This is a genomic window from Pseudoxanthomonas sp. GW835-FHT14C01, assembly GCF_058793715.1.
In genome coordinates, this window is sequence record NZ_JBXAGB010000001.1 from 524,215 (window position 1) to 547,129 (window position 22,915).

Here is a 22,915-nt window from a genome sequence, read left to right on the forward strand (position 1 = left end):
TGACGCATGCATGCCCTGCTCGACCTCATCGCACGCCACAAGCAAGGCCAGGCCATCGGCGTGGCCTCGATCTGCTCGGCGCACCCCATCGTCATCGAAGCCACGCTGCGGCACGCGGCGCGGAACGCATCGCCGCTGGTGCTGTTCGAAGCGACCTGCAACCAGGTCAACCAGGACGGCGGCTATACCGGCATGACGCCGGCGGATTTCGTCGCCTTCGTGCACGGCATCGCCGCGCAGGTCGGCTTCGACACCGCACGCATCGCCCTCGGCGGCGATCATCTCGGGCCGAATCCGTGGACCGCGCTCGATGCGGACGCGGCGATGGACAAGGCCGAAGTGATGGTCGCGGCGTATGTCGCGGCCGGCTTCCGCAAGATCCACCTCGACTGTTCGATGGCGTGCGCGGGCGATCCCTCGCCGCTGCCCGAAGCGGAAATCGTCCGTCGCGCGGTGCGCCTGTGCCGTGCCGCGGAAGCGGCGTACGCGACGGCGGGCGGCGAAGCGCCGGTGTACGTGATCGGCACCGAGGTGCCGGTTCCCGGCGGTGCCACCGAAGCCATCGAAGGACTGGAGACCACCACGCCGGCCGCGGCGCGCGCGACCATCGAGGCGCATCGCGATGCGTTCCACGCCGCCGGCCTGGGCGATGCATGGGATCGCGTCATCGCATCGGTCGTGCAGCCCGGCGTCGAGTTCGACCACCACACCGTCGTCGACTACGTGCCGGCGAAGGCGCGCACCCTGAGCGAGGCCATCGTGCCGCTGCCCGGCATGGTGTACGAAGCCCATTCCACGGATTACCAGACGCGCGAGGCCTTGCAGGCGCTGGTGCGGGACCACTTCGCCATCCTCAAGGTCGGGCCCGGCTTGACCTTCGCCTTGCGCGAAGCGCTGTGGGCCCTGGATGCGATCGAGCGCGACTGGATCGCCGCCGACAGGCGCGCGAACCTTCGCGACGTCGCCCTGCGACACCTGCACGAGCATCCGCAGCACTGGCGTCGCTACTACCACGGCGATGGCGCCGCACTCGACATCGACCTGCAGTACAGCCTCAGCGACCGCATCCGCTACTACTGGCCCGATCCGGTGATCGAGGACGCGCGCGCGCGGTTGTTCGCCAACCTGCGCGCCGACCCGCCGCCAATCCCGCTGGTCAACCAATACCTCCCCCATGCATTGCATGCCTTCCGCCACGGCCGCGCGACGCTCGATCCGCAGTCGCTGGCCATCGCGCATGTCAGTGCCGTCCTGGACGACTACCATCATGCCTGCCATCCCCATGAAAACCCCTGATCCTCTCGGCATCCCGGAATCCGACCTGCTCGCCGCGGGCGCGCTGTGGACCGCGCGCGAGATCGAACAGCAGCCCGCGATGCTGGAACGCACGCAGGCGCTGCTCGCCGGCCTGCAGGCGCAGGTCGAAGCCTTCGTCGGACCCATCGCGCAGGATCCACGTGCACGGGTGATCCTCACCGGTGCCGGCACCTCGGCCTACATCGGCCAGTGCCTGGCGCCACTGCTCGATCGCCAGTTGCCGGCGCGCGTGGACGCCGTGCCGACCACCGACATCGTCAGTGCGCCGCACCTGTATCTCGATCCGGCGCAGCCGCTGCTGCTGGTGTCGTTCGGCCGCTCCGGCAACAGTCCGGAAAGCCTGGCAACCGTTGCCCTGGTCGAGTCCATCGTCGCCGACGCCCGCCACCTGGTGGTGACCTGCAATCCCGACGGCGCGCTCGGCCGCGTGCAGGCGCGCCACCTGCTGACGCTGCAGTTGCCGGAGGAGACGCACGACGCCAGTTTCGCGATGACTTCCAGCTTCAGCTGCATGATGTACGCCACGCTGGCCGCGTTCGTCGGCGCGCCGCAGCTGGCGTCGCGCCTTCCCGCGATCAGCCGCGCCACCGCGCAGGTCATCGACGGCGCGGGCGCGACCACCCAGGCACTGGCCCTGGCCGGGTACGAGCGCGTCGTCTATCTCGGCAGCGGCACGATGCAGGGGCTGGCACGCGAGGCGGCGCTGAAGCTGGGCGAGCTGAGCAACGGCGCGGTCGCGACCTGCTACGACTCGCCGCTCGGCTTCCGTCATGGTCCCAAGACCTTCCTGCAGGCGCGCACGCTGGTCGTCGTGTTCGTGTCCAACGATCCGCTCACGCGCAGGTACGACCACGACCTGATCGACGAACTGCGCCAGGACCGCGTCGCCGGCCGTGTCATCGAGGTCAGTGCACAGCCGCGCGCCGACGCCGCGGCCGACACCATCGCCGTGCCTCTGCTCGCCGGCGCCGCGGACGTGGACCTGCTGTGGCCCTACGTGGCGGTCGCGCAGATGTTCGCCTTCCATGTGTCCCGCGCGCTCGGCCTGTCGCCCGACAATCCGAACAAGCAGGGCACGGTGAACCGCGTCGTGCAGGGCGTCCGTCTGCACTCGGTGCCATGACCGACCGTCTCTACCTGGGCGTCGACGGCGGCGGAACCAAGACCCGGTTCGCGCTCATGGACGACCATGGCGAGCTGCTCGCGCAGGCGCAGACCGGCACGACGTACCACCCCGAAGTCGGTCTCGACGGCGTGCAGCGGATCCTCGCGGACGGCATCGCGTCCGTGCTCGCGCAGGTGAACGCAACCGACGCCGGCGCACTCGCCTACGCCTTCTTCGGCCTGCCCGCGCATGGCGAAGACACGCAGGCCACGGCGCGCCTGGACGCGATCCCGGCACAGGTGCTCGGCCATGCCCGCTACCGCTGCGACAACGACATGGTCTGCGGCTGGGCCGGCTCGCTGGCCTGCGGCGACGGGATCAACATCGTCGCCGGCACAGGTTCCATTGGCTACGGCCAGCGCCAGGGCGTCGGCGCGCGCGGCGGCGGTTGGGGCGAAGCGTTTTCCGACGAGGGCTCGGCCTACTGGATCGCGGTGCAGGGACTGAATGCGTACTCGAGGATGAGCGACGGGCGCCTGCCGAGAGGCCCGCTGCATGCGCTGGTCAACGAGCGGCTGCACCTGGCGGACGATCTGGACCTGTGCGCGCGCGTCTACGGACCGGACGTCGGCACGCGCGCCGAGATCGCGCAGCTGTCGCGCATCGTCGCCGATGCCGCACGACAGGGCGACGGTGCGGCGCTGGACATCTACGCGCGCGCCGGGCGGGAGCTGGCCGGCATCGTCATCGCGATCCGCGACCGCCTCGGTTTCACCGCCGGCGAAACGATCCCGGTGTCTTACTCGGGCGGTGCCTTCAGCGCCGGCGATCTGCTGATGCAGCCGTTCGCCCACGCATTGCAGGCGGCATCACCCTCGTTCGAACTGCGTACGCCGCTGCATGAGCCGCACTACGGTGCCGCGCTCTATGCACGGCTCATCGCTGCGCACTGAGACGGCATGCAACAGGTGCCGCGGGCGCGGCCTGCGTCGTGCCGCATGCGCTTCTCGAGGCGTCAGGACGCTTCGTCGATGACCGTCCCGTCACGCGTCAGGGCATAGGCGTGTGCGTCGACGATCCGACCGTCTTCGAGCGCGGCCTTCACGACGACACGCCGATAACCTGTTCCCTCGAACTCGTCCAGGCGATGCCAGTGCGTCCGCAGTTCCGGTGAACTGAAGACGAATCCGTCCACGGCGTCGCCAGGTTCGCCGTCCCGCGACGGAACAATCCCCGGATAGCCGAGCGCCGCACCCCAGCCTCCATCGACCAGCCGGCCGCGCACCGTCGCCCGTTCCCATGTTCCCGGGACGGCGGCAAGGACATGCGCATTGGGCCTTCCTGGCGCCAGCGTGCCGTATACGAACAATCGATCGACCATAGCGGCTCCCGGGTTGTCGGCGACACGGGCAAGGGACGTCGTTGACACGTCACCACCCGACTGACCGCGTCGCATGTACGCACAACGTCGCGCGTTCGGTGACCGGAGTATGGCGGACCGCACTGTCCGTGCGGATTGAATCTTTTGACAGGACGCGTTCGATCTTCCGCAAGATCGACACCACCGCATGCCGTGCGTGCGGCGCCGGATGATCGACCACCCACCGGCGATGGCGACGGATCGAGTCCCTCACGAAGCGGGGCAGGTGGTGCGCGACGCTTCTTCCTGGAGCCACTGGCAGAACGCATCCACGGCGCCCTCGGCTTTCCGTCCGGCCTGCCGGATCGTCCAGAACCGGTAGGCGTTCTCAGATATCGTCGCGAACGGCCGGACCAGTCGACCCTGGCGGAGATCCTCTTCCACCAGCGGCGCGACGCCCAGTGCGACGCCATGACCTGCGATGGCGGCTTCCTGGGCGAGATAGATACTGGCGAACACCGGACCACGGCGTGCGTTCACGCCGCTGGCGCCCGCCGCGAACAGCCAGTCCGGCCACGACGGGACGCCGGGCCGGTCGCGTGCACTGTCGTCATGCAGCAACGTGTGATGCCGGAGATCGTCCGGGCGGACAAGCGGGGATGACGCATCGGACAGCAGCGACGGCGCGCACACCGGGAATACCTGCGCATCCATCAAGGCTTCGTAGCGGACGCCTGCGTAGCCGCCCGGCCCGTAGCGAATCCCCACATCGAAGCCCTCACGCACGAAATCGGCGTGGTCGTCGCCGGTGACGATACGCACGCGGACATCCGGCCAGGCGCGATGGAAGCGATGCAGGCGCGGCGCCAACCACTTCGCCGCCAAGGATTCCATCGTCGTCACCCGCACCTCCGCCGATGCGCTGGACATGGCCCGATCCAGCGCCACGTCCAGTTGCGCGAGCAGCGCGCCCACGGCGTCGGCCAACGCCTGCCCTTCCTGCGTCAGCGCGACCGCGCGGTGGTTCCGCTGGAAAAGCGCGATGCCCAGGTAAGCCTCGAGATGCTTGATCTGGTGGCTGACGGCGGCCGGCGTCACGAACAGCTCCTGGGCCGCCGCGCCGAAGCTGAGGTGGCGTGCGGCAGCCTCGAACGTCCTCAGGGCATTGAGAGATGCGGCGTGGCGTCGCTTCACGGAGGTTCCGGCAAAACCGATCGCGGCATCGTATCGCATTAGTTTTTGTAAGGCGAAGGCGAAAACAATTCGTTTGTCGCCGCGCTTCCGCGCGTCCACGATGCGGACCTTCTTACCGGGAATTCCATCGTGCGAATCGAAGAAATGTGCGCTGACGTCGTGATGTTCGTGGGCGACGCTTACGAGTCGGTCGCTACCGCGTTCATCGATGGCGGCAACGTGCTGCTCATCGATGCGTTGGGCAGCGACGAGGATGCGCGCTGGTTGCGCACCGTGCTCTGCGACCAGAGGGGCCTGACCGTGCGGCTGATCGCGACCACCCATTTCATGAGCGACCACATGGCCGGGCTTGCCCGGTTTCCGGAGGCGCTGGTCATGGCCCATCGACATCACCGCCACACGTTCCTTTCGCAGCACCGGCCCGTCGCCGGGTTTTACCGGGAGCCCGATCTCGTCCTCGACAACATGGCGCTGCGCTGGGGACGGCATCAGCTCCGCTTCCTGTTCAATCCCGGCAAGACGATGGATCACCTCAGCGTCGACGTGCCGACGGCGGACCTCGCTTTCGCGGGCGACAACATCGTCGGCAATATCGTCTATCTGTCGAAAGCCGATCCCGTGCTGCAGCGCGCCGCCATCGGCCGTCTCCGCCAGTTCGGAAGAAGCAGAGTGGTGGGTGGCCACATCGGCGCGTTCGATGCGCCGGTGCTCGACAACGCGCTGCGCTACCTCGGACGGATCGAGGAAAGCGTCGTCCGCATCCGCGTGGACTCCCCGGCCGTCGAGGTACCGCACCGGATCGCATCGGTCAGGATCGAAGACTGCCTGGAACCGGGCGTGGAGCCGACCGCCTTCGAGCGGGAGTGGCATGCGAACAACCTGGACGCCATTGTCGCGCAGTCGATTTTCGCACTGGATGCATCGCTCGCCTCGGCGAGGCGGGCCGCATGAGCAAGGGGATACCGGACGATGCGAGCCGCCGGCGCCTGCTCCTGGGCTTCGCCGGCGCATCGGCGGCCGCGCTGCTTCCCGCCTCGCTGCGGGCGTCGCCATCGCCCGCCACGCTGCGTATCCAGCGCCTGGCGTGGGCCGGCATCCGTTTGCAGCTCCCTGCCGCAACGTTGTTCATCGATCCTCTGGTGAACCCGGACGCCTGGGGCTACGCGCTTCCCGACGCCCTAGTGCCGGTGGCTGACACGGTCGGCGACACGAGCGTGCTCGTCACCCACGTCCACACGGACCATTTCGACATTCGGGCAGCGGCGTCCGCGTTGCAGCGCGGCGGCGTGCTGGCGCATCCGACGGGTATTCCTCCCCTGTCGCTGCCCGATGGCGTACGCGCACGCCCCAGTCCGCTCTGGGAGCCGCAACTGCTGGGCGACTTCACCGCCACGCCGGTTCCGGCGGCGGACGGGTACGGCGACACCCAGGTCTCCTGGGTGGTGACGGCTGGCGGACGACGCATTTTCCATGGCGGCGACACGCTCTGGCACGGCCACTGGTGGCGCATCGGCCGCCAGTTCGGTCCATTCGATGCCGTCTTCCTGCCCGTCAACGGCGCGCGCTTCGGATGGCGCCAACCCGTAAGCGACCAGCCCGGCGTGCTGACGCCCGAACAGGCCGTTGCCGCCGCCGGCATCCTCGGCGCGCGGACCCTGGTGCCGATCCATTACGGCGTGAGCGGGATGAAGGAGTACGTGGAAGTCGCCGATCCCATCGGCGACCTGCGCCGTGCGGCACGCAAGCGATCGCTCCAGGTGCAGGTGTTGGCACCGGGCGACTGGCTGGGCTGGCCGGTTTGAATCCAGCGCCCTTCCCGGCCTGCTCGTCGCCCGTGTCCGGCTAAGGCGCCGCAGCGGGGGTCCCACCGGACGAGCTCGTGCTTTTCGGCGGAGCCTCCCTGCTGATGGCGCTGATCCCGCTCGATCTGCCAGGGGCGCCACGCCGGCATGTTTTCGCTGTGCGGCAGCGTGGCCGGATTCCTCGTGCAGCGTCATGTTCCGTCGGCGGAGCGGGGGTTCGCGCATCCTGACTGTTGATGGGTCATGCGCGTCCGCCGGCCTGCATTCCGAAGGAGTGCGTCGTTCCGCCGCTGCAGACATGCCGCAGACGGTGACCGCGAATATCCCCACACGATCGGACGGGGCGCATCGCGTGGCGCCTCACGCGCCGCTTGCTAGACTGGCCCCTGCATGACGTCATCGCGTTCCGACGGATTCACTGCCATGAGGATCGACACTATGCGCAAGGGTTCAACCTTGTTGGTCGACGCGCTTGAGAACGAGGGCGTGGACCGCATCTTCGGGGTGCCGGGCGAGGAGAACCTCGACTTCCTCGAGTCGCTGCGGACATCGCGCATCGAGCTTGTCCTCACCCGCCACGAACAGGCCGCGGCCTTCATGGCCGCCACGCATGGACGGCTCACAGGCCGGCCCGGCGTCTGCCTCGCCACGCTCGGCCCGGGCGCGCTGAATTTCTCGACCGGCGCCGCCTATGCCCACCTGGGCGCCTGGCCGATGATCCTCATCACGGGCCAGAAGGCCGTGATGAGCGCCAGGCAGGCGCGCTTCCAGATCGTCGACATCGTCGCGTCGATGAAGCCTCTGACCAAGATGACGCGCCAGATCGTCAGCGCGGCGGCGATTCCCGCGACGGTGCGCGATGCCTTCCGTGTGGCGATGGAGGAACGACCCGGTCCGGTGCATCTCGAACTTCCGGAAGACATCGCCGCCGAAGAGGTCGACCGCGCACCGGTCATCCCGGTCCATCCGATCGAGCGTCCCCTCGCCCACCCCGCCGCGCTCGACCGGGCGGCGGACGCCATCCTCGCCGCCAGGCGACCGCTGGTGATGATCGGTGCGGCAGGCAGCCGGCCCTGGCTCGCCGACGCGCTGTCGGCGTTCGTGGCGCGCACGCGCCTGCCCTTCTTCAATACCCAGATGGGAAAGGGCGCCGTCGCCGGTGGCTCCAACCTGTACATGGGGACCGCCGCGCTGTCGGAGGGCGACTATGTCCACGAGGCCGTCGCGCGCGCGGACGTGATCATCGCCATCGGGCACGACACCGTGGAGAAGCCGCCGTTCCTGATGAAGGACGCCGGCGGACCGAAGGTCATCCACATCGGTTACCAGTCGGCTACGGTCGAGCAGGTCTACCATCCGGACATCGAGGTGCTCGGCGACATCGCGAGTACGGTGGAAGCGCTTGGTGCGCGCCTCGACGGCAGGCTGGCCACGGACGAGGGCATGCTCGAGTTGCGGACGAAGATCCTGGCGCGCCTCAACGACCGTGCCGAAGAGGACCGCTTCCCGGTCACGCCGCAGCGCCTCGTCCACGATGTCCGCCGCGTCATGCCGGACGACGGCATCGTCTGCCTCGACAATGGCATGTACAAGATCTGGTTCGCCCGCAATTACCGTACGCACGTGGCCAACACACTGTTGCTCGACAACGCGCTCGCCACGATGGGCGCCGGCCTGCCGTCGGCGATGATGGCCGCCCTGCTGTATCCGGACCGCCGGATCATGGCGGTCTGCGGCGACGGCGGATTCATGATGAATTCGCAGGAGATGGAGACGGCCGTGCGACTCGGACTGAACCTGGTCGTGGTCATCCTCAACGACAGCGCTTACGGCATGATCCGCTGGAAGCAAGCGGTCGACGGCTTCGAGGATTTCGGCATGCGCTTCGGCAATCCGGATTTCGTGCGCTATGCCCAGGCCTATGGCGCGAAGGGATCGCGGGTGACGGCGGTGGAGGAGCTCGTGCCGACGCTCGAAGCCGCCTTCGCCGGCGGCGGCGTCCATCTGGTCGATGTACCGATCGATTATTCCGAGAACACCCGCGTCCTGGTCGACGAATTGCGCAACCGCGCGCCCCACCTGGAATGCGCGTGACGGAGCGCCCGTCGATGCCGTCGATGTCCCCTGGAGCGAGAGGAAACCCGTCATGCTGAACGTCGTGCAGGCCTTCGATCGCGCGCCGATCGCCGAACTGGCAACCGAAGACGCGGCTGCGCTGGAGCGGAAGCTGCAGGCCGCCGAGCGCGTTTTCAGGGACCGCGACGGTTGGCTCAAACCGCACCAGCGCATCGCCGTCCTGCGCAAGCTGGCGGCGCTGATGGAAAACAGGCGCGACCATCTCGCGATGCAGATCGCGCGCGAGGGCGGCAAGCCGTTGCCCGACGCCATCGTCGAGACCACGCGCGCGATCGATGGCGTCCACAATGCCGCCGACGAACTGCGGAACTTCGCCGGACGGGAAATCCCGATGGGCCTGTCGGCCGCCGCGGAGAACCGGTGGGCGTTCACCACCAAGGAACCGCTCGGCATCGTCGCGGCGATCTCGGCGTTCAATCATCCGCTCAACCTGATCGTCCACCAGGTCGCGCCCGCCATTGCGGTCGGCTGCCCGGTCATCGTCAAGCCGGCGGCTGCGACGCCGCTCTCCTGCCTGGAGTTCGTGGCGCTGGTGCACGAGGCCGGCCTGCCCGAGCCGTGGTGCCAGAGCTTCCTGCCGGAAGGCAACGATCTGGCCGAACAGCTCGCGACCGACCCGCGCATCGCCTTCCTGAGCTTCATCGGCTCGGCCCGGGTCGGCTGGTCGCTGCATGCCAAGCTCGCGCCCGGAACGCGCTCGGCGCTGGAGCATGGTGGCGCCGCGCCGGCGATCGTCGATCGCAGCGCCGATCTCGACAGGATCATCGAGCCGATCGTCAAAGGCGGGTACTACCACGCCGGCCAGGTCTGCGTGTCGACGCAGCGCATCTACGTCCACGACGATATCGTGGACGCCTTCACGCAGCGGCTCATCGCACGCGTCGAAACACTCCGCACCGGCGATCCCACGCTGAAGGACACCGAGGTCGGGCCGCTGATCCTGCCCCGCGAGGCCGACCGTGTGGCCGCGTGGATCGAGGAAGCGGTCAAGGGCGGCGCCACCCTCGCCGCCGGCGGCACGCGCCTCTCCGCCACGACCCTGCAACCGACGGTGCTGCTCGACCCTCCCTCCGATGCGCGGATCTCGACACAGGAAGTTTTCGGTCCGGTCGTCGCGGTCTATCGGTATGGCGATCTCGATGCAGCGATCGCGCAGGCGAACGCCCTGCCCACGGCCTTCCAGGCCAGCATCTTCGCGCAGGACATCGACGTCGCCCTGCGCGCCGCCAACCGCCTCGATGCGTCGGCGGTGATGATCAACGATCCCACCGCCTTCCGCACCGACTGGATGCCGTTCGCCGGCCGCAGGGAATCCGGCTACGGCACCGGCGGGATCCCGTACACGATGCGCGACATGACCCAGGAAAAGATGATCCTGATGCGGAGAAGCTGAGCACTCCGGAAGGCGCGGGATCGGCTACCCGTCGGAAAATCGCGCTACCAGGACGTCGATCAGTTCTTCGACGCGGCGCCGAAGCTCGGCCCGTTCCCGCGGACCGCATTCGATCTCCATCTCGCGTACCAGCGCATGGAACTGCGGCCAGAACTGCGCGGGATGACGGACCCGACTGGTCCACTCTGGAAGCGAGTCGACCAGATGTCGCCACCTCGCTTCCGTTTGGGGTCGAAGTGCCACGGCAGGACCTCAGGTCGTGTAGACGACACGATGCAGCTTGCCATCGTCGATCAGCGGGATCTCGAGCGCCTCGTGCGCTGCACCATCCAGCCTCATCGTCGCGTTGCCCGATCCTCCTCGCTTGACGGTGATCTGATAGGTCGCGCTGCCGAATCTGTATCGCACTTCGAAGTCCTCCCACCCCGACGGGGTACGGGGATCCAGCGTCAGGACATCGCCCTTGCGCCGTAGTCCCAGGACGGATTCGACCATCAACCGGTACATCCAGCCGGCCGATCCCGTGTACCAGGTCCAGCCGCCACGACCGGTGTGGGGCGGCACCGCGTAGACATCGGCGGCCATGACATACGGCTCCGCCTTGTAGATGTGGACGGCGTCGGCATCCAGGGCATGGTTGATCGGATTGATCATGCTGGCCAGGTCCCACGCACGCTCGGTGTCGCCGGCATGCGCGAACGCCATCGCCGCCCACACCGCCGCGTGCGTGTATTGCCCGCCGTTCTCGCGGACTCCCGGGACATAGCCGCGGATGTAACCCGGATCATGCGTCGTCCGGTCGAAGGGCGGATCGAGAAGCTGCACCAGGCCGGCCTCGGGCTTCACCAGCTTCGCGTACAGCGCATCGAGCGCACGCTGGCCACGCGTGGCTTCGGCCACGCCGGAGAGCACCGACCAGCTCTGCGAGATCGAATCGATCCTGCATTCGTCGCTGCTGGACGAGCCGATGGGGGTGCCGTCGTCGAACCACGCACGGCGGTACCACTCGCCGTCCCAGGCATGCGTCTCCAGCGCCGCGCCGAGGACATCGGCCTGCTCGGCGCACCAGCGCGCGACCTCCGCATCGCCGCGCGCTTCGGCCACGGGAATGAATTTCCGGAGCGTATCCACGAGAAAGAAGCCCAGCCAGACGCTTTCGCCGCGTCCGCCTTCGCCCACCCGGTTCATGCCGTCGTTCCAGTCGCCGGTGGCGATCAACGGCAGCCCGCGCTCACCCAGCAGACGGCAGCCGCGTCGCAAGGCCAGGACACAATGGTCGTACAGCGTCTTGCGGAGAGAGGACGGCGCCGGCATGTCGTAATAGCCCTCCTCGTCGGGGTTGACCTCCCTGCCCTCGACGAATCCGACGATCTCATCGAGCACGGTCCTGTCCGCCGTCACCTCCAGGTAGCGGCTGGTGGCCAGCGGCAGCCAGAGATAGTCGTCCGAGCAGCGCGTCCTGACGCCGCGCCCCTGCGGCGGATGCCACCAGTGCATGACATCGCCCTGCGGGAACTGGTGCGCGGCACTGGTGAGCAGATGCCTGCGGCTCAGGTCGGGACGCGCGTGGATGGTCGCCATCGTGTCCTGCAACTGGTCCCGGAAGCCGAACGCGCCACCGGACTGGTAATAGCCGCTGCGCGCCAGGTAGCGGCATCCCAGCGTCTGGTAGAGCAGCCAGCCATTGGCGAGCGCGTCGAAGGCGACATCCGGCGTGCGGACCTGGATCGAGTCGAGCAGGCCTCGCCAATGGATGCGTGCCGCGTCCAGCGCATCGTGCGCGCCATGCATGCCCTGCGGGCGGCGCGCCATCGCCAGCGCGCTGTCGCGGTCCTTCGCCGCGCCCAGCCGGAACGCCACCTCGCGCTCTTCGCCCGGACCCAGTTCCATCGGAACCTGGATCGCGGCACAGGGATCGAGCCCGACGCCGACACGTCCACTCAACCGTTCGCGGCGCAGGGCCGCAGGCGCGTGCAAGCCTCCGTTGCGTCCCACGAATTCGACGCGGTCGGCGGTCCAGCTGCAGCCGCTGGCATCGGTATCGAAGAACACCGTCCTGCCCGCGAAGTCGGTATTGAACGGGTTGTGGGCGATCAACGCGCCACTGGCGGGATCCACCTCGGTCACCACGTGCATCCTGGACTTGTGGCGCAGGTCGCCCAGCACCCATTCGACGTACCCGAACGCCGACAGTTTGCGCATCCGGCCCGACACGTTGCGGATGCGGAGCATCGAATGCTTGACCGCCTCGTCCACCCCCACGTAGATCCACAACTCGGTGTGGATACCGCGTTCCTGGTGTTCGTAGACCGTATAACCGAAGCCATGGCGGGTCCGATAGTCGCCCGTTCCCCGGCAAGGCAGGGGCGTGGGCGACCAGATCTCGCCACTTGCGTCGTCGCGCAGGTAGAACGCCTCGCCGCCGAGATCGGAGACGGGATCGTTGTGCCAGGGGCTCAGGCGGTACTCGTGCGCGTTCTCGAACCAGGTGTACCCCGGCGAGCTCTCGCTGACGACGCAGCCGAACGCTTCATTGGCCAGCACGTTGCACCAGGGCGCGGGTGTTGGCATGCCTTCGCGCGACACCACGACATATTCGCGGCCATCGCTGGTGAAGGCGCCGATCCCATTGTCGAAGATGCGCTCCGGCTCCACCGGCAGGAAGGGCCACAGCGCTTCCCTCGCTTCTTCGTCGCCTTCCCAGGGAGCGGGAAGCCCACTGCCGGGATCGAACGCGTCGCTCCTTTCGTCCGTCTCCGCCGCAAGCGCCGGCAACGCATCGTCGGCGATCTGCTCGGGCGTGAAGGCGGCGGGCCATGGCTTCGGCGGCACCAGCCGTCCGAGCTGGGCGGCCAGCGTGCCTTCCCGATCGTCGATGAGCACGCGCGCGACCGCCTGCAGCAACGTACGGTCTTCCTGCGACATGTTCTGCGCGGGCCGCACGAAGATGCCCCCTGGCCTGTCCAGGACGGATGCCTCGGCGTCGGCCGAGATCATGCCCAGGATCTGGTCCTGCAACTGCTGCCGATATCCGGCCTTGCTGTCGTTCCAGATGACCAGGTCCGCGCGCAGTCCCTTGAGCCGCCAGTACGCGTGCGCCTGTACCAACTGCCGCACCACCTCGATGTTGTCGGCGTCGTGCACCTTGAGCAGCACGATCGGCAAATCGCCGGAAATCGCGTGACCCCAGAGACCCGACTGGCCGCGCTGGTTCTGCCTGAGCACGTCGGCGGGCGCACGCAGATGCGGGTTGGCGTAGACCACCAGGCTGGCGAGCCGCTCGTACAACTGCGCCTCGGCGACGGTGGCATTGATCTGGCGCCGCACGACCTGGCTGTGCGTCCACGCGAGATCGAATACGCGATCGGCCAGGCGACGGTCGCGATACCGGTCGATCAGCGTCTCGCTGGCCTCGCGACTCGCCGCCACGCCATAGACCATGTCGATCTGGACCACCTGCTCCGGCTCCAGCTTCACCCTCACGCGGATGGCCACGACCGGATCCAGCACGGAACCTTCGCTGTCGGCCAGCGCCGCCCCGCTCGTCAGGGCCTTCGGCGCACGCGGCGTATTGCCGCGGCCGATGAATTTCGACCGGTCGGTCTCGTAGGAGATCGCGGCCACGTCGGCGTCGTGCACGGCGACCAGATGAACCAGCCACGGCGGCACTTCGTCATGCGCGCGGGGGCGCCGGGTGCATAACAGCGCCTGCTTGTCGCGCACGATCTCGGTCTGCACGAAGAGGTTGCTGAACGCCGGATGCGCGTCGTCCGAGGCGGGCGGAGCGAGGACGACTTCCGCGTAGCTGGTGATCTCGATGGTGCGGGCGCGCCGGCTGCGGTTGGCGATCTTCAGCCGCCGGAGCTCCATGTCGTCCTCGGGCGAGATGGCGATTTCGAGATGGCTTTCGTAGCCCTGCTTGCGGCCACGGAACTCGGCCTTCGCATCGGAGAAGATGGCCTCGTACTGTTCCACGGGCACGCAGGTCGGCTGGTGCGCCGCCGACCAGAACTCTCCGCTCTCCACATCGCGCAGATAGCAGAAGGTGCCCCAGGCGTCGGTCGTGCCGTCCTCGCGCCAGCGCGTGGTGGCCATGTCGTGGTGGCGGCTGTAGCCGCCACCCGCGTGGCTCAGGAGGCCGTGATAGCGTCCATTGGACAGCAGCTGGACTTCAGGACGCGGACCTTCCGGGTCGCGGATGACCCGCAGCACCGCCTCCCCGTCGCTCACCGGTGTCCGGGTCTCGAGCGTTTCCACTTCATGGGGATGGAAGACGCCCACCCGCGGAATGCGCTCCTGGAGCAGGAGCAACGTCGCCTGGAACTCCGCATCGGCGACGAAACGCCGCTGCATCGGCTGGTTGCCGAGCAGATGGACCAGCGACAGGAAACCCATTCCCTGGTGATGGGCCATGAAGGAGCGCAACAGGACCGACTCCTGTCCCGGCGGTACGCGCGACGGTGTGTAGTCGATGGCCTCGTACATGCCGAAACGTCCGGAGAAACCCAACGCCTGCAGGCGCTGCAGGTTCTCGCAGGCCGCTTCCGGATTGACCATCAGCGCCATCATGCTGGCGTACGGCGCGACCACGTTGTCCTGGCTCAGTCCGCGCTTCAGACCCAGGCCGGGCACGCCGAACGCGCGATACTGGTAATTCATGCGCGTATCGACCGCGTTGTACCCCGACTCCGACACGCCCCATGGAAGCCCCTGCTTCCTGCCGTGAAGGATGTGCGCTTCCACCGCGTTGTGCATCGTCTGATCGAGCAGCGTATCCGGGTAGTCCGGCATCACCAGTTGCGGCATCAGGTACTCGAACATCGAGCCGCTCCAGGACAGCAGCGCGGGCGTTCCATTGACTTCGGTCAGCAGGCGGCCGAGCGCGAACCAGCTCTCCTGCGGCAACTGGCCCTGCGCAATGGCGACGAACACGCCCAGACGCACTTCCGACGCGAGCAGGTCGTAGAAGCTGTTGTCCAGGCGGTGATCGTCCACGTTGAAGCCGATCGCCAGGAGATTGCGCGAGCGATCGTACAGAAAGCCGTACTCCATCAACGAGAACTGACCGGCCATGTGCGCAAGCCGTTCCAGCTCGTTGATGCGTTCCCGCGCCAGTCGGGACGCCTGGGCATCGCCGCCCGCCGTGGCGAGTTGCCGCAGGCTCGGGATGGTCCGGCCGGGCGACTCGCCCGGGCGCGACAGGCGCGCGTCGGGAAAGAAGATCGCCAGCTCATCCAGCGCACCGGCGCATGCATCGCTCAACGCCTGCGGCCAGTGGCGGTCGCCGGGCGCCATGTCGGGCGGGGCCGGCCACGCCGCCAGCAGATTCCCGGCATGCGTCTGCAAGCCGGTGAGCGCCGACACCGTCTGCTCCAACGACAGGGCACGATGCGTGTCGATCGCCGCAAGACAGCTTCTGAAGGCCGCCAGCGCCAGGGTGATGGTGCCGCTCCGCTCCGGAAGCGAGGCCGCCGCTTCTTCGACGATGCCGAAGGTGTCCGCGATTCCATTGAACGTCGTGGGCGCCAGGATGGGCGCATCGACCATCGCCAGCAGGCCCTGCCTCAGGGTCAGCAGATGGCCGGCCAGGTTCCCGCTGTCCACCGTGGAAACGTAGCGCGGCGGAAGCGGTTGCAGGTTCGAGGTGTCGTACCAGTTGAGGAAGTGACCACGATACCGGGGCAGTTGCTCCAGCGTGTCGAAGACATTCCGCGTGCGTTCCGCGACCGCGCCGGCCTGCACGTAGCCGAAGTCCCAGGCGGCAAGGTTCGCGAGCAGGGACAGGCCGATGTTCGTCGGCGAGGTGCGCCGGGCCACGACCAGCGAGGGATGCTCCTGGATGTTGTCCGGCGGCAGCCAATGATCCTCTTCGCGGACCCACGTCTCGAAGAACGACCACGTGCGGCGCGACAGTTTTCCCAGGAATGCGCGCTGGGATGGGCTGAGCGCCGCGTCCTCCCGTTCGGGCGGATGGCTCAGCCAGGTCATCACGGCGGGCGCCCACATCCACGCAAGCAGGAGCGGGCCGGCGATCGCCAGCACGTCGGGCCTCAGCCACAGCAGCAGGAACGCGACGCCGACCGCGATCACCGAGCCGGGCAACATGCCGCGCCAGTCGGCGCTCCGGTCGCCGGCCAGCGATCGCTCCACTTCGCTCGACGGATTCCATTGCAGCAGGTGGCGGCGGCTGATGCCGAGTCGCCAGAGCGTGCGCACGATGGCACCGCCCGCCAGCCAAGCCTCATGGGCGAGGCATGCCACGTTGAGTGCGGCGCGCTGCAGGGACCGCGCCGTCGCGCGTCCCACCTGCACCCAGTGCGACTCCGCCGGCATGTCGTCGGGCAGGGTCATCCCGTCTTTCAACGCCGAGAGAAGCACCGGTGCGAACCACAGCGCGAGGACGATCAGCGTCCACGCCAGCGGCTGGGGCGCATGGAGCCATCCGATGACGAACAGCGCCAGCGCCGCGATCGACACCAGGCTGCGCCGCAGGTTGTCCAGCAGCTTGCCGCGCGAGAGCCAACTCAGCGGATTGCGCTCCCACCCGCCGTCGGCGGTCGGTATGCGGGGCAGCAGCCACGGCAGCAATTGCCAGTCGCCGCGCATCCACCGCGCCCGCCGCTTGGTGTCTGCCGCATAGCGGTCCGGATAGTCTTCGTAGAGACGCACGTCGCTCACCAGACCCGCGCGGGCGAAACAGCCTTCGAGCAGGTCATGGCTGAGGATGCGGTTTTCCGGCAGGCGCTCCGCCAGCACCTGCTCGAAGGCGGCGACGTCGTAGATGCCCTTGCCCACGAAGGAGCCTTCGCCGAACAGATCCTGGTAGACGTCCGAGACGGTACGCGTGTAGGGATCGATGCCCGGCTCGCTGCCGAAGACCGTGGCGAAGCGCGACGGCCTGCGGCCGCTCAGGCTACTGCCGACGCTGGGCTGCAGGATGCCGTAGCCACGGATCACCACGTTGCGTCGCGGATCGATGACAGGATGGTTGAGCGGGTGGGCCAGCGTCGCCACGAATTCCCGGGCAGCGTCCCGTGGCAACCGGGTGTCGGTGTCCAGCGTGATGACGTATTTCGCATGCCGGAGCGCCGAGGCATCGCCCACGATGCGCATGAAGGGAGCCTGCTCGCCGTCCAGGATCAGCGCGTTGAGTGCGGACAGCTTTCCGCGCTTGCGCTCGTACCCCATCCAGACGCCTTCGGCGGCGTTCCATTGCCTCGGCCTGTGCAGCAGGAAGAAACGATCCAGCTTTTCCGGGGCGTAGCGCCGGTTGAGCCGTTCGATCTGCGCCGCCGCGTATGCGACGAGCGCATCGTCGCCGGGAAGCGACTGGCTGGGGGCATCCAGGAAATCCGTGAGCAGCACGAATCTGAGCTGCGCATCGCGATTGGCGAGGAATCGCACCTCCATCCCTTCGACCAGGCTGTCTATGCCTTTTTCGCTCGACAGCATGGTCGGCACGGCTACCACGGAACGACAGGTTTCCGGTATGCCGGTGCTGAAATCCATCCGTGGCAGCGTACGGGGCGCGACGAGCAGCGTCGCCAGCCAGTTGACCAACGCGATGCCCATCTCGCTGAAGACGACGATGGAAAGCGCCACGACGATCCACAGGGGAACATCGCCGTAGCCGCTGGCCACGAGCCCCCACGTCGCGAACGCGATGATCGCGGCGATCGGAACCAGATACGCGAGCAGCGGATAACGCTGCGGGCGCAGTCGCGCGCGACGATAGCCGGGCGCCGCCCTGGCCACGACCTCGCGCGTACGATCCAGTCCGTCGTCCAGCAGCCAGTAGCCCACATGCCCGGCCTGCGGGCGCGGGATATCCGGTCCGTCCGCCTCGGCATGATCGCGCGCCAGCGTGACCACCGCGCCGGCGACCTCCTCCTCGGAGGCGCCGCTGGAACGCGCGATCTTCTCGATCACATGCCGGTAGGCATCGCGGGTACCGAAATCCATGAGGCCGTAGGTGCCTGCCGGGTCTTCCCGCAGGCGACGGTCGACCACGCTCATGTCCTCCACGAAGCTTTTCCAGTCCATCGTGGCCAGGAAACGCAGACTGCCGATGCTGTTGCCGATGGACACCTGGTCCGCCGCCTGCTGCTGGCTTTCGGCGCCCACGAGTTCGTCGATCCGATACCCCGCCGCTGCCACCCATTGTTCGAGCCATGCGCTCGGCAAGGCCAGCGGCCCGGTGCGACCATCGAGCCGGCGGGTCAGCTCGGAAACGAAAGCGCCCGTCAGCGGCGGCGCGGAGCGCGCCATGTCCGCCACGATCAGCACCACGTCGCCGGGCGTGTCGATCGCCGCCTGGTTCAGCCTCCGCGCCCACGTACTGGCCAGACGGCGATCCACGCCGTCGCTCATCACATGGGACGCCATGCGGCGGAGGTTCTCGATCAGTGCGAGGCGCAGCATGATCGGAACCGCCCACAGTTCGCCCATCTTCAGGGGCGCAACGGTCTGGTAGGCGGCGATGAAGCGACGCAGGGTCTCTCCATCGATGCGTCCGTCACCGTGGGATACCGCCTCGATCGTCAGCGCGTACACCCGCGGCAGTCCGCGCAAGGGACCCTGCGACAGCGAAGGCAGCTGGCGGCTGTAACCCGTGGGCAGGTGGCGCCGCGCCAACTGGATCTGTTCTTCGATGACGTGGTAGTTGTCCAGCAACCACTCGCCGGCGGGTGAGATCCTCAGTTCCTCGCGAACGAGATCGTTGAGGAGATCGTTCGCTTCGCCGAGCACCTTCTGGTTCGACTGCAGGCGCTCCAGCAACCGCTCTTCCGTCGGCTCCATCTGCACCTTGTGCGCATGGGCGAGCGAACGCCCGTACGCCTCCATCTGCTCGACACTGAGCAGCTGCGCCCTCAGGGGTTCCTCACCCTTGGCGACGGGATTGACGAGGAAACGGGTACGGCGGAATCGCTTGAGCCGCCGACGCAGGCGTAGCCAGCGTCCGAACGTGCGCCTGAAGTTGGTCATGAAGAACCTGTGGGGGCAGGAATGTCCGCATCCTCTCACCCGGCCCCTCCCGCGACGCGTGAAGACCCGCGTCGCCGCAGGTCTCCCCGGCGCGCACCGCTGCGCTCACGGCGCAGCGCGTCCATGCCAGGGCAGGCGGCCGTCCGCACGGCCCAGGCGCCGCCTGCGCTTCCGACGCTCAGATGACGGGCCGCCTTCCGTCCTTCACGGACTCGCCGTTCGGCGACGCCATGTCGCGCTCAGCGGGTGGCGACTTTCAGACCCGCGGCCTCCACCGTCTTCACGCCCTTGATGCCGCGGGCGACCTTCAACGCCTTGTCCTTCTCCGCCTGCGAGGCCACCGTACCGGACAGGTTGACGACGCCATTCACCGTCTCGACCTTGATGTCGGTGCCCGGCACGTTCGAGCTGGCCAGCAGGTCGGCTTTGACCTTGGTGGTGATCCAGGTGTCGTCCACCGGCTGCGCGGATTCACCCTGCGCCGTCGCGGCCTTCGGTTTGCCATCCCCGCTCGCGGCCGTGGCCAGGACAGGACTCGCAAGCGCCACCGCGGTGATGGCGGCGATCAAGATGTTGGAACGCTTCATGATGCTTCTCCCATTGCACGTATTTGTCGGATTCATCGGTATGTCCGAAGCCGCGACAGCACATGCGACCCGGAAACGCACGCTGCGCCCGACGACGTGGCGGTGCCGTGAATTCAGACGCGCCACCGTCCGGATGACGGGCGATGTCCGCGCCTTCGTCCGGCTTCACGGCACCATGACGATGGCCGATGCACTCTTCGTCACGATGACGTCATGAAACGGAATGCAGCCATGCCTACGAATGCACTTGTTCTCATCATCGAGGACGATCGGCTCATCGCGGAATCGGTCGGCGCCTATCTGGAGGCGCGGGGCATGGAGATCGACTACGCCCACGACGGCGCGGAAGGTTATCGCCTGGCCACCGAAACGCGATACGACGCCATCGTGCTCGACGGCCATCTGCCCCGCCTGGATGGGCTGGACATCGTCAACCGGCTCCGCACCGAGGCGCATCTGTCGACGCCGATCATCATGGTGACCGGCCGCGACCGCCTGGAGGACAAGATCACCGGGCTCGAACGTGGCGTGGACGACTACCTGACCAAGCCCTTCGCCACAGCGGAGCTGGAAGCCCGGCTGCGGGCCGTGATCCGCCGGAATCGCCGGGAACTGGGGCGCGAGGTGCTGAAGGTGGGCGACCTGTCCTTCGATCCCGCCTGCCACCGCATCAACCGTGCCGGCAAGGAGATCGAGGTGTCGCCGGTCGCGACCAAGTTGCTCAACATCCTGATGCGCGAGTCGCCCCGCGTCGTGAGCCGGCGGGAAATCGAGCGCGAGTTGTGGGGAGACGACCTGCCCGACTCGGACTCCCTGCGCAGCCATCTCTACAACCTGCGCCGGGTCATCGACCGCGGCTTCGACAATCCGCTGCTCCATACCGTCCAGAGCGCGGGTTACCGGATGGCCGACATGTCGCCACCCCGCAAGCCGGCGGGCGGCAGCACCGGCGTGAGCCAGGACGCCACCGCGTAGGCAGGCGCGGGCGCCGCTCGTGCGTCCATTGATGTTCGGCATCACCTCGCCGGTGAACGGCAGACTGAGGGAAGACTCGGCTTCCCGGATAGCAGTCCGGTCTAGAAGCCGGTTTCGGCAGTCTCGTCGCAGCTCATCCGCAAGAACTTCGTCGCGTACTCGATGCGATCGGCCAGCTCCGGATCGCCGGGAACGAACGACAGGATGTTGGTGGCGAAACGCTGTCCCTTGGCCCGCACGTCGATGCGTCCGCCGTCGTTGCTGCGAACGACCTGCGCCTGGCGCCAATCGATGAAGTGCGGGGCGGCAAACTTCGCGAAGTCCGTCGCGTAGTTCCACTGTTCGGTTTTCAGTACCGTCACCGAGACGAGGAAGCCTGGCTCCTCCCACGTCGTGCTGTTGCTCTGGAACAGGTCGGCAGGCGGCTGGAATGCGTCGATCCGGGTAGTGCAGGCGTCGGGCGCGCCCTGTGCATCGCGTGAAGACAGTTCGGTGGGAATCAGCTCGTTCAACGACTTCGCCACCGCGCTCTCGCTGTTTTCCTCCTTGATCGACAGCTTGATACGGCTGACATTGACCGTATGCGTACCGACCACGTGGTTGGGCCTCCCGGCCGCATCCACGAAGGTCGCCCGCGCGAAGCCGCGCTTGGCCATGGTGGAAAGAAATGCCTGAGCCCCCTCGGCTGTCTGCGGCGCTTGCGCGAACGCCGCCGCAGACAGGCAGCCGCAGGCGGCGCACAGGGCGATGCAGAACATGACGCGTGCCTTGAACATCGGTTCCCCTCGTCGTAGCCAGTATTCGATGCGCGTGATCAGAGCGACACCGCGACGTCCTCGCGGAAGCGGGGACGCGTGCCTTCCATCAGGTCTTCCTCGCCCTTGCTGCGGTTCCATACATAGTTGAAGTTGCCGACACTGGTGACCTCCCGGCCACTGGCCCGGCAGCGCGCGATGAAGGCGTCCCTCATCGACTGCACCATCGCATGCGCCTGGTCGCCCGACCCCTGCGGAAGAAAGCCGGTTCCACCCCAGCCGGGCGGGCCCGGGCGCGTGATGACGTTCGAGTAGCAGGTCGGATTGACCGTGTCGCCCGGCTTGTTGAGCAGGCCGATCGTCAGGATGAAGCGCAGCGGTTTGACAGCAGCCGTCGCAGCGGGCGACGGCGCGGTGGATGCCGATGCGGACGTGACCGCGGCCTGCTGGCGTGCCCGGACCTGTTGCAGGCGGGCGCGCTCGGCGGCGGCCTGCGTGGCGAGCTCGCGGTCGCGTGCCTCGGCCTCGCGTGCACGCGCCGCAATCCCGCCGTCCTGTGCGGCCCGTACGGATGCAGACGGCGCCGTCGCAGTCTGCGCATGCTGCAGCTGGCGCACGCGCTCCGCCTCGCGGCGCTGACGCTCCTCCTCGCGTTGGCGACGCTCGACCGCGGCTCTCTGCTGCCGCTCGATGTCGCGGATGAACGCGTCCTGCGCCTCGCGCTGCACCTGGTGATTGGCCAGTTCGCTGCTGAGCGTGCCGAGGAACACCTCCGCCAGATTGGGAGCCGGCGCGGACACTTCTTCCTCCCAGTACTCCTCCGCAGCCGCCATCTGCTGCATCTGTTCGAACTGTCGGCGCTGCTGCTCGGCGGCGGCCTGCTCGCGATCTAACGCTTCCGCGCGCCGGACCCTGTCGCCCTGGATGCGCTGACGCAGTGTGGCCAGTTCGGCCTCCGAAAGAGTCCGCGGTCCTGACTTGGACGACGCGGCGGTCGCCGGAGGTGTGCCGTCAGTTACGGAGCCGGCCTGCGGTTCTGCCGCAGCGGCGCGGAACCCCGGGGCCAACGCGATGGCGACGACAAGTCCTGCCGCGCCAAGCGCGGTACTCCCGATCAATCTCATGGCGCTCCCCAGCGCGTATGGACGATGACAGTGTAGCCAGAAGGCGGCGGGTGATGGAGGGGCCGATGACCCGCCGGCGATGCGACCCCGCGATGCGGCGCATTCATGGGTCGAATCGTGGGCGCTTCTGGCTGATACCTGGGCTCGAAGCCAAAAGTTGAAACGCTGAAATATCCATATAC

14 protein-coding genes and 1 pseudogene are annotated in these 22,915 nt (G+C 67.6%); 9 read left to right on the forward strand and 6 right to left on the reverse strand.

The window, feature by feature from the left end; all coding sequences use genetic code 11:
* Positions 1 to 6 precede the first annotated feature (6 nt).
* From AC1Q5B_RS02315 to AC1Q5B_RS02325, 3 genes are read left to right on the forward strand one after another with little or no spacing between them, the layout of a single operon-like run.
* The gene (locus AC1Q5B_RS02315; RefSeq protein ID WP_492630128.1) at positions 7 to 1,296 is read left to right on the forward strand and encodes a D-tagatose-bisphosphate aldolase, class II, non-catalytic subunit; all 1,290 of its coding nucleotides are present in this window, start codon (positions 7 to 9) and stop codon (positions 1,294 to 1,296) included.
* Positions 1,283 to 2,440 (forward strand): SIS domain-containing protein, encoded by a 1,158-nt coding sequence (locus AC1Q5B_RS02320; RefSeq protein WP_492630129.1) that lies wholly within the window; start codon positions 1,283 to 1,285, stop codon positions 2,438 to 2,440. Before AC1Q5B_RS02315 ends, AC1Q5B_RS02320 begins: the two co-directional genes overlap by 14 nt.
* Positions 2,437 to 3,375, forward strand: coding sequence for an N-acetylglucosamine kinase (locus AC1Q5B_RS02325; protein WP_492630130.1), 939 nt, complete (start codon positions 2,437 to 2,439; stop codon positions 3,373 to 3,375). The genes AC1Q5B_RS02320 and AC1Q5B_RS02325 overlap by 4 nt, the downstream gene beginning before the upstream one ends.
* A 62-nt stretch (positions 3,376 to 3,437) precedes the next feature.
* Here AC1Q5B_RS02325 and AC1Q5B_RS02330 read toward each other — a convergent pair whose 3' ends face one another.
* Positions 3,438 to 3,803 (reverse strand): gamma-glutamylcyclotransferase family protein, encoded by a 366-nt coding sequence (locus tag AC1Q5B_RS02330; protein ID WP_492630131.1) that lies wholly within the window; start codon positions 3,801 to 3,803, stop codon positions 3,438 to 3,440.
* Between the two features lie 249 nt (positions 3,804 to 4,052).
* Positions 4,053 to 4,976, reverse strand: coding sequence for a transcriptional regulator GcvA (gene gcvA, locus AC1Q5B_RS02335; RefSeq protein ID WP_492630132.1), 924 nt, complete (start codon positions 4,974 to 4,976; stop codon positions 4,053 to 4,055).
* A gap of 162 nt (positions 4,977 to 5,138) precedes the next feature.
* Between gcvA and AC1Q5B_RS02340 the strand changes: the two genes are divergently transcribed.
* The 4 genes from AC1Q5B_RS02340 (at position 5,139) to AC1Q5B_RS02355 (ending at position 10,307) form a co-directional block, all read left to right on the forward strand.
* Positions 5,139 to 5,927, forward strand: a complete 789-nt coding sequence (locus AC1Q5B_RS02340) for an MBL fold metallo-hydrolase (RefSeq protein WP_492630133.1) — start codon at positions 5,139 to 5,141, stop codon at positions 5,925 to 5,927.
* A complete protein-coding gene (locus tag AC1Q5B_RS02345) occupies positions 5,924 to 6,778 on the forward strand; it encodes an MBL fold metallo-hydrolase (protein ID WP_492630134.1) in 855 nt (284 codons plus the stop codon). Before AC1Q5B_RS02340 ends, AC1Q5B_RS02345 begins: the two co-directional genes overlap by 4 nt.
* Positions 6,779 to 7,216: 438 nt before the next feature.
* Positions 7,217 to 8,872 carry an acetolactate synthase large subunit gene (locus AC1Q5B_RS02350; RefSeq protein ID WP_492630135.1) on the forward strand — a complete coding sequence of 552 codons (1,656 nt, stop codon included), beginning with the start codon at positions 7,217 to 7,219 and terminating at the stop codon, positions 8,870 to 8,872.
* 52 nt (positions 8,873 to 8,924) lie between these two features.
* Positions 8,925 to 10,307: an aldehyde dehydrogenase family protein gene (locus AC1Q5B_RS02355; protein WP_492630136.1), complete on the forward strand. Its 1,383-nt coding sequence runs from the start codon at positions 8,925 to 8,927 to the stop codon at positions 10,305 to 10,307.
* Positions 10,308 to 10,559: 252 nt separating this feature from the next.
* Here the strand turns inward: AC1Q5B_RS02355 and AC1Q5B_RS02360 are convergent, their stop codons facing one another.
* Both AC1Q5B_RS02360 and AC1Q5B_RS02365 read right to left on the reverse strand, forming a co-directional pair.
* Entirely contained in the window at positions 10,560 to 19,292 is an 8,733-nt protein-coding gene (locus AC1Q5B_RS02360; protein WP_492630137.1) for a glycoside hydrolase family 94 protein, read from the reverse strand.
* Between the two features lie 239 nt (positions 19,293 to 19,531).
* A pseudogene (locus tag AC1Q5B_RS02365) lies at positions 19,532 to 19,780 on the reverse strand (BON domain-containing protein); the annotation flags it as partial.
* 82 nt (positions 19,781 to 19,862) lie between these two features.
* Here AC1Q5B_RS02365 and AC1Q5B_RS02370 point away from each other — a divergent pair.
* Together AC1Q5B_RS02370 and AC1Q5B_RS02375 are read left to right on the forward strand one after the other, a co-directional pair.
* Positions 19,863 to 20,096, forward strand: a complete 234-nt coding sequence (locus AC1Q5B_RS02370; protein ID WP_492630138.1) for a hypothetical protein — start codon at positions 19,863 to 19,865, stop codon at positions 20,094 to 20,096.
* A gap of 14 nt (positions 20,097 to 20,110) precedes the next feature.
* A complete protein-coding gene (locus AC1Q5B_RS02375; protein WP_492630139.1) occupies positions 20,111 to 20,854 on the forward strand; it encodes a response regulator transcription factor in 744 nt (247 codons plus the stop codon).
* Positions 20,855 to 20,955: 101 nt separating this feature from the next.
* On the opposite strand, the gene AC1Q5B_RS02380 is transcribed toward AC1Q5B_RS02375, so the two are convergent.
* Together AC1Q5B_RS02380 and AC1Q5B_RS02385 are read right to left on the reverse strand one after the other, a co-directional pair.
* A complete protein-coding gene (locus AC1Q5B_RS02380; RefSeq protein WP_492630140.1) occupies positions 20,956 to 21,630 on the reverse strand; it encodes a hypothetical protein in 675 nt (224 codons plus the stop codon).
* Between the two features lie 38 nt (positions 21,631 to 21,668).
* On the reverse strand, positions 21,669 to 22,733 hold the full coding sequence (locus tag AC1Q5B_RS02385; RefSeq protein ID WP_492630141.1) for a hypothetical protein: 1,065 nt from the start codon (positions 22,731 to 22,733) through the stop codon (positions 21,669 to 21,671).
* Between the last annotated feature and the right edge of the window lie 182 nt (positions 22,734 to 22,915).

Excerpts from the sequence above, each read along its gene's own strand:
- AC1Q5B_RS02315 (WP_492630128.1), top strand. The coding sequence starts at position 7 with ATGCATGCCCTGCTCGACCTCATCGCACGCCACAAGCAAGGCCAGGCC.
- AC1Q5B_RS02330 (WP_492630131.1), bottom strand. The coding sequence starts at position 3,803 with ATGGTCGATCGATTGTTCGTATACGGCACGCTGGCGCCAGGAAGGCCC.
- AC1Q5B_RS02350 (WP_492630135.1), top strand. The coding sequence starts at position 7,217 with ATGCGCAAGGGTTCAACCTTGTTGGTCGACGCGCTTGAGAACGAGGGC.
- AC1Q5B_RS02340 (WP_492630133.1), top strand. The coding sequence starts at position 5,139 with ATGTTCGTGGGCGACGCTTACGAGTCGGTCGCTACCGCGTTCATCGAT.
- AC1Q5B_RS02320 (WP_492630129.1), top strand. The coding sequence starts at position 1,283 with ATGAAAACCCCTGATCCTCTCGGCATCCCGGAATCCGACCTGCTCGCC.
- AC1Q5B_RS02345 (WP_492630134.1), top strand. The coding sequence starts at position 5,924 with ATGAGCAAGGGGATACCGGACGATGCGAGCCGCCGGCGCCTGCTCCTG.
- AC1Q5B_RS02385 (WP_492630141.1), bottom strand. The coding sequence starts at position 22,733 with ATGAGATTGATCGGGAGTACCGCGCTTGGCGCGGCAGGACTTGTCGTC.
- AC1Q5B_RS02370 (WP_492630138.1), top strand. The coding sequence starts at position 19,863 with ATGTTGGAACGCTTCATGATGCTTCTCCCATTGCACGTATTTGTCGGA.
- AC1Q5B_RS02360 (WP_492630137.1), bottom strand. The coding sequence starts at position 19,292 with ATGACCAACTTCAGGCGCACGTTCGGACGCTGGCTACGCCTGCGTCGG.
- AC1Q5B_RS02380 (WP_492630140.1), bottom strand. The coding sequence starts at position 21,630 with ATGTTCAAGGCACGCGTCATGTTCTGCATCGCCCTGTGCGCCGCCTGC.
- AC1Q5B_RS02325 (WP_492630130.1), top strand. The coding sequence starts at position 2,437 with ATGACCGACCGTCTCTACCTGGGCGTCGACGGCGGCGGAACCAAGACC.
- AC1Q5B_RS02375 (WP_492630139.1), top strand. The coding sequence starts at position 20,111 with ATGCCTACGAATGCACTTGTTCTCATCATCGAGGACGATCGGCTCATC.
- AC1Q5B_RS02355 (WP_492630136.1), top strand. The coding sequence starts at position 8,925 with ATGCTGAACGTCGTGCAGGCCTTCGATCGCGCGCCGATCGCCGAACTG.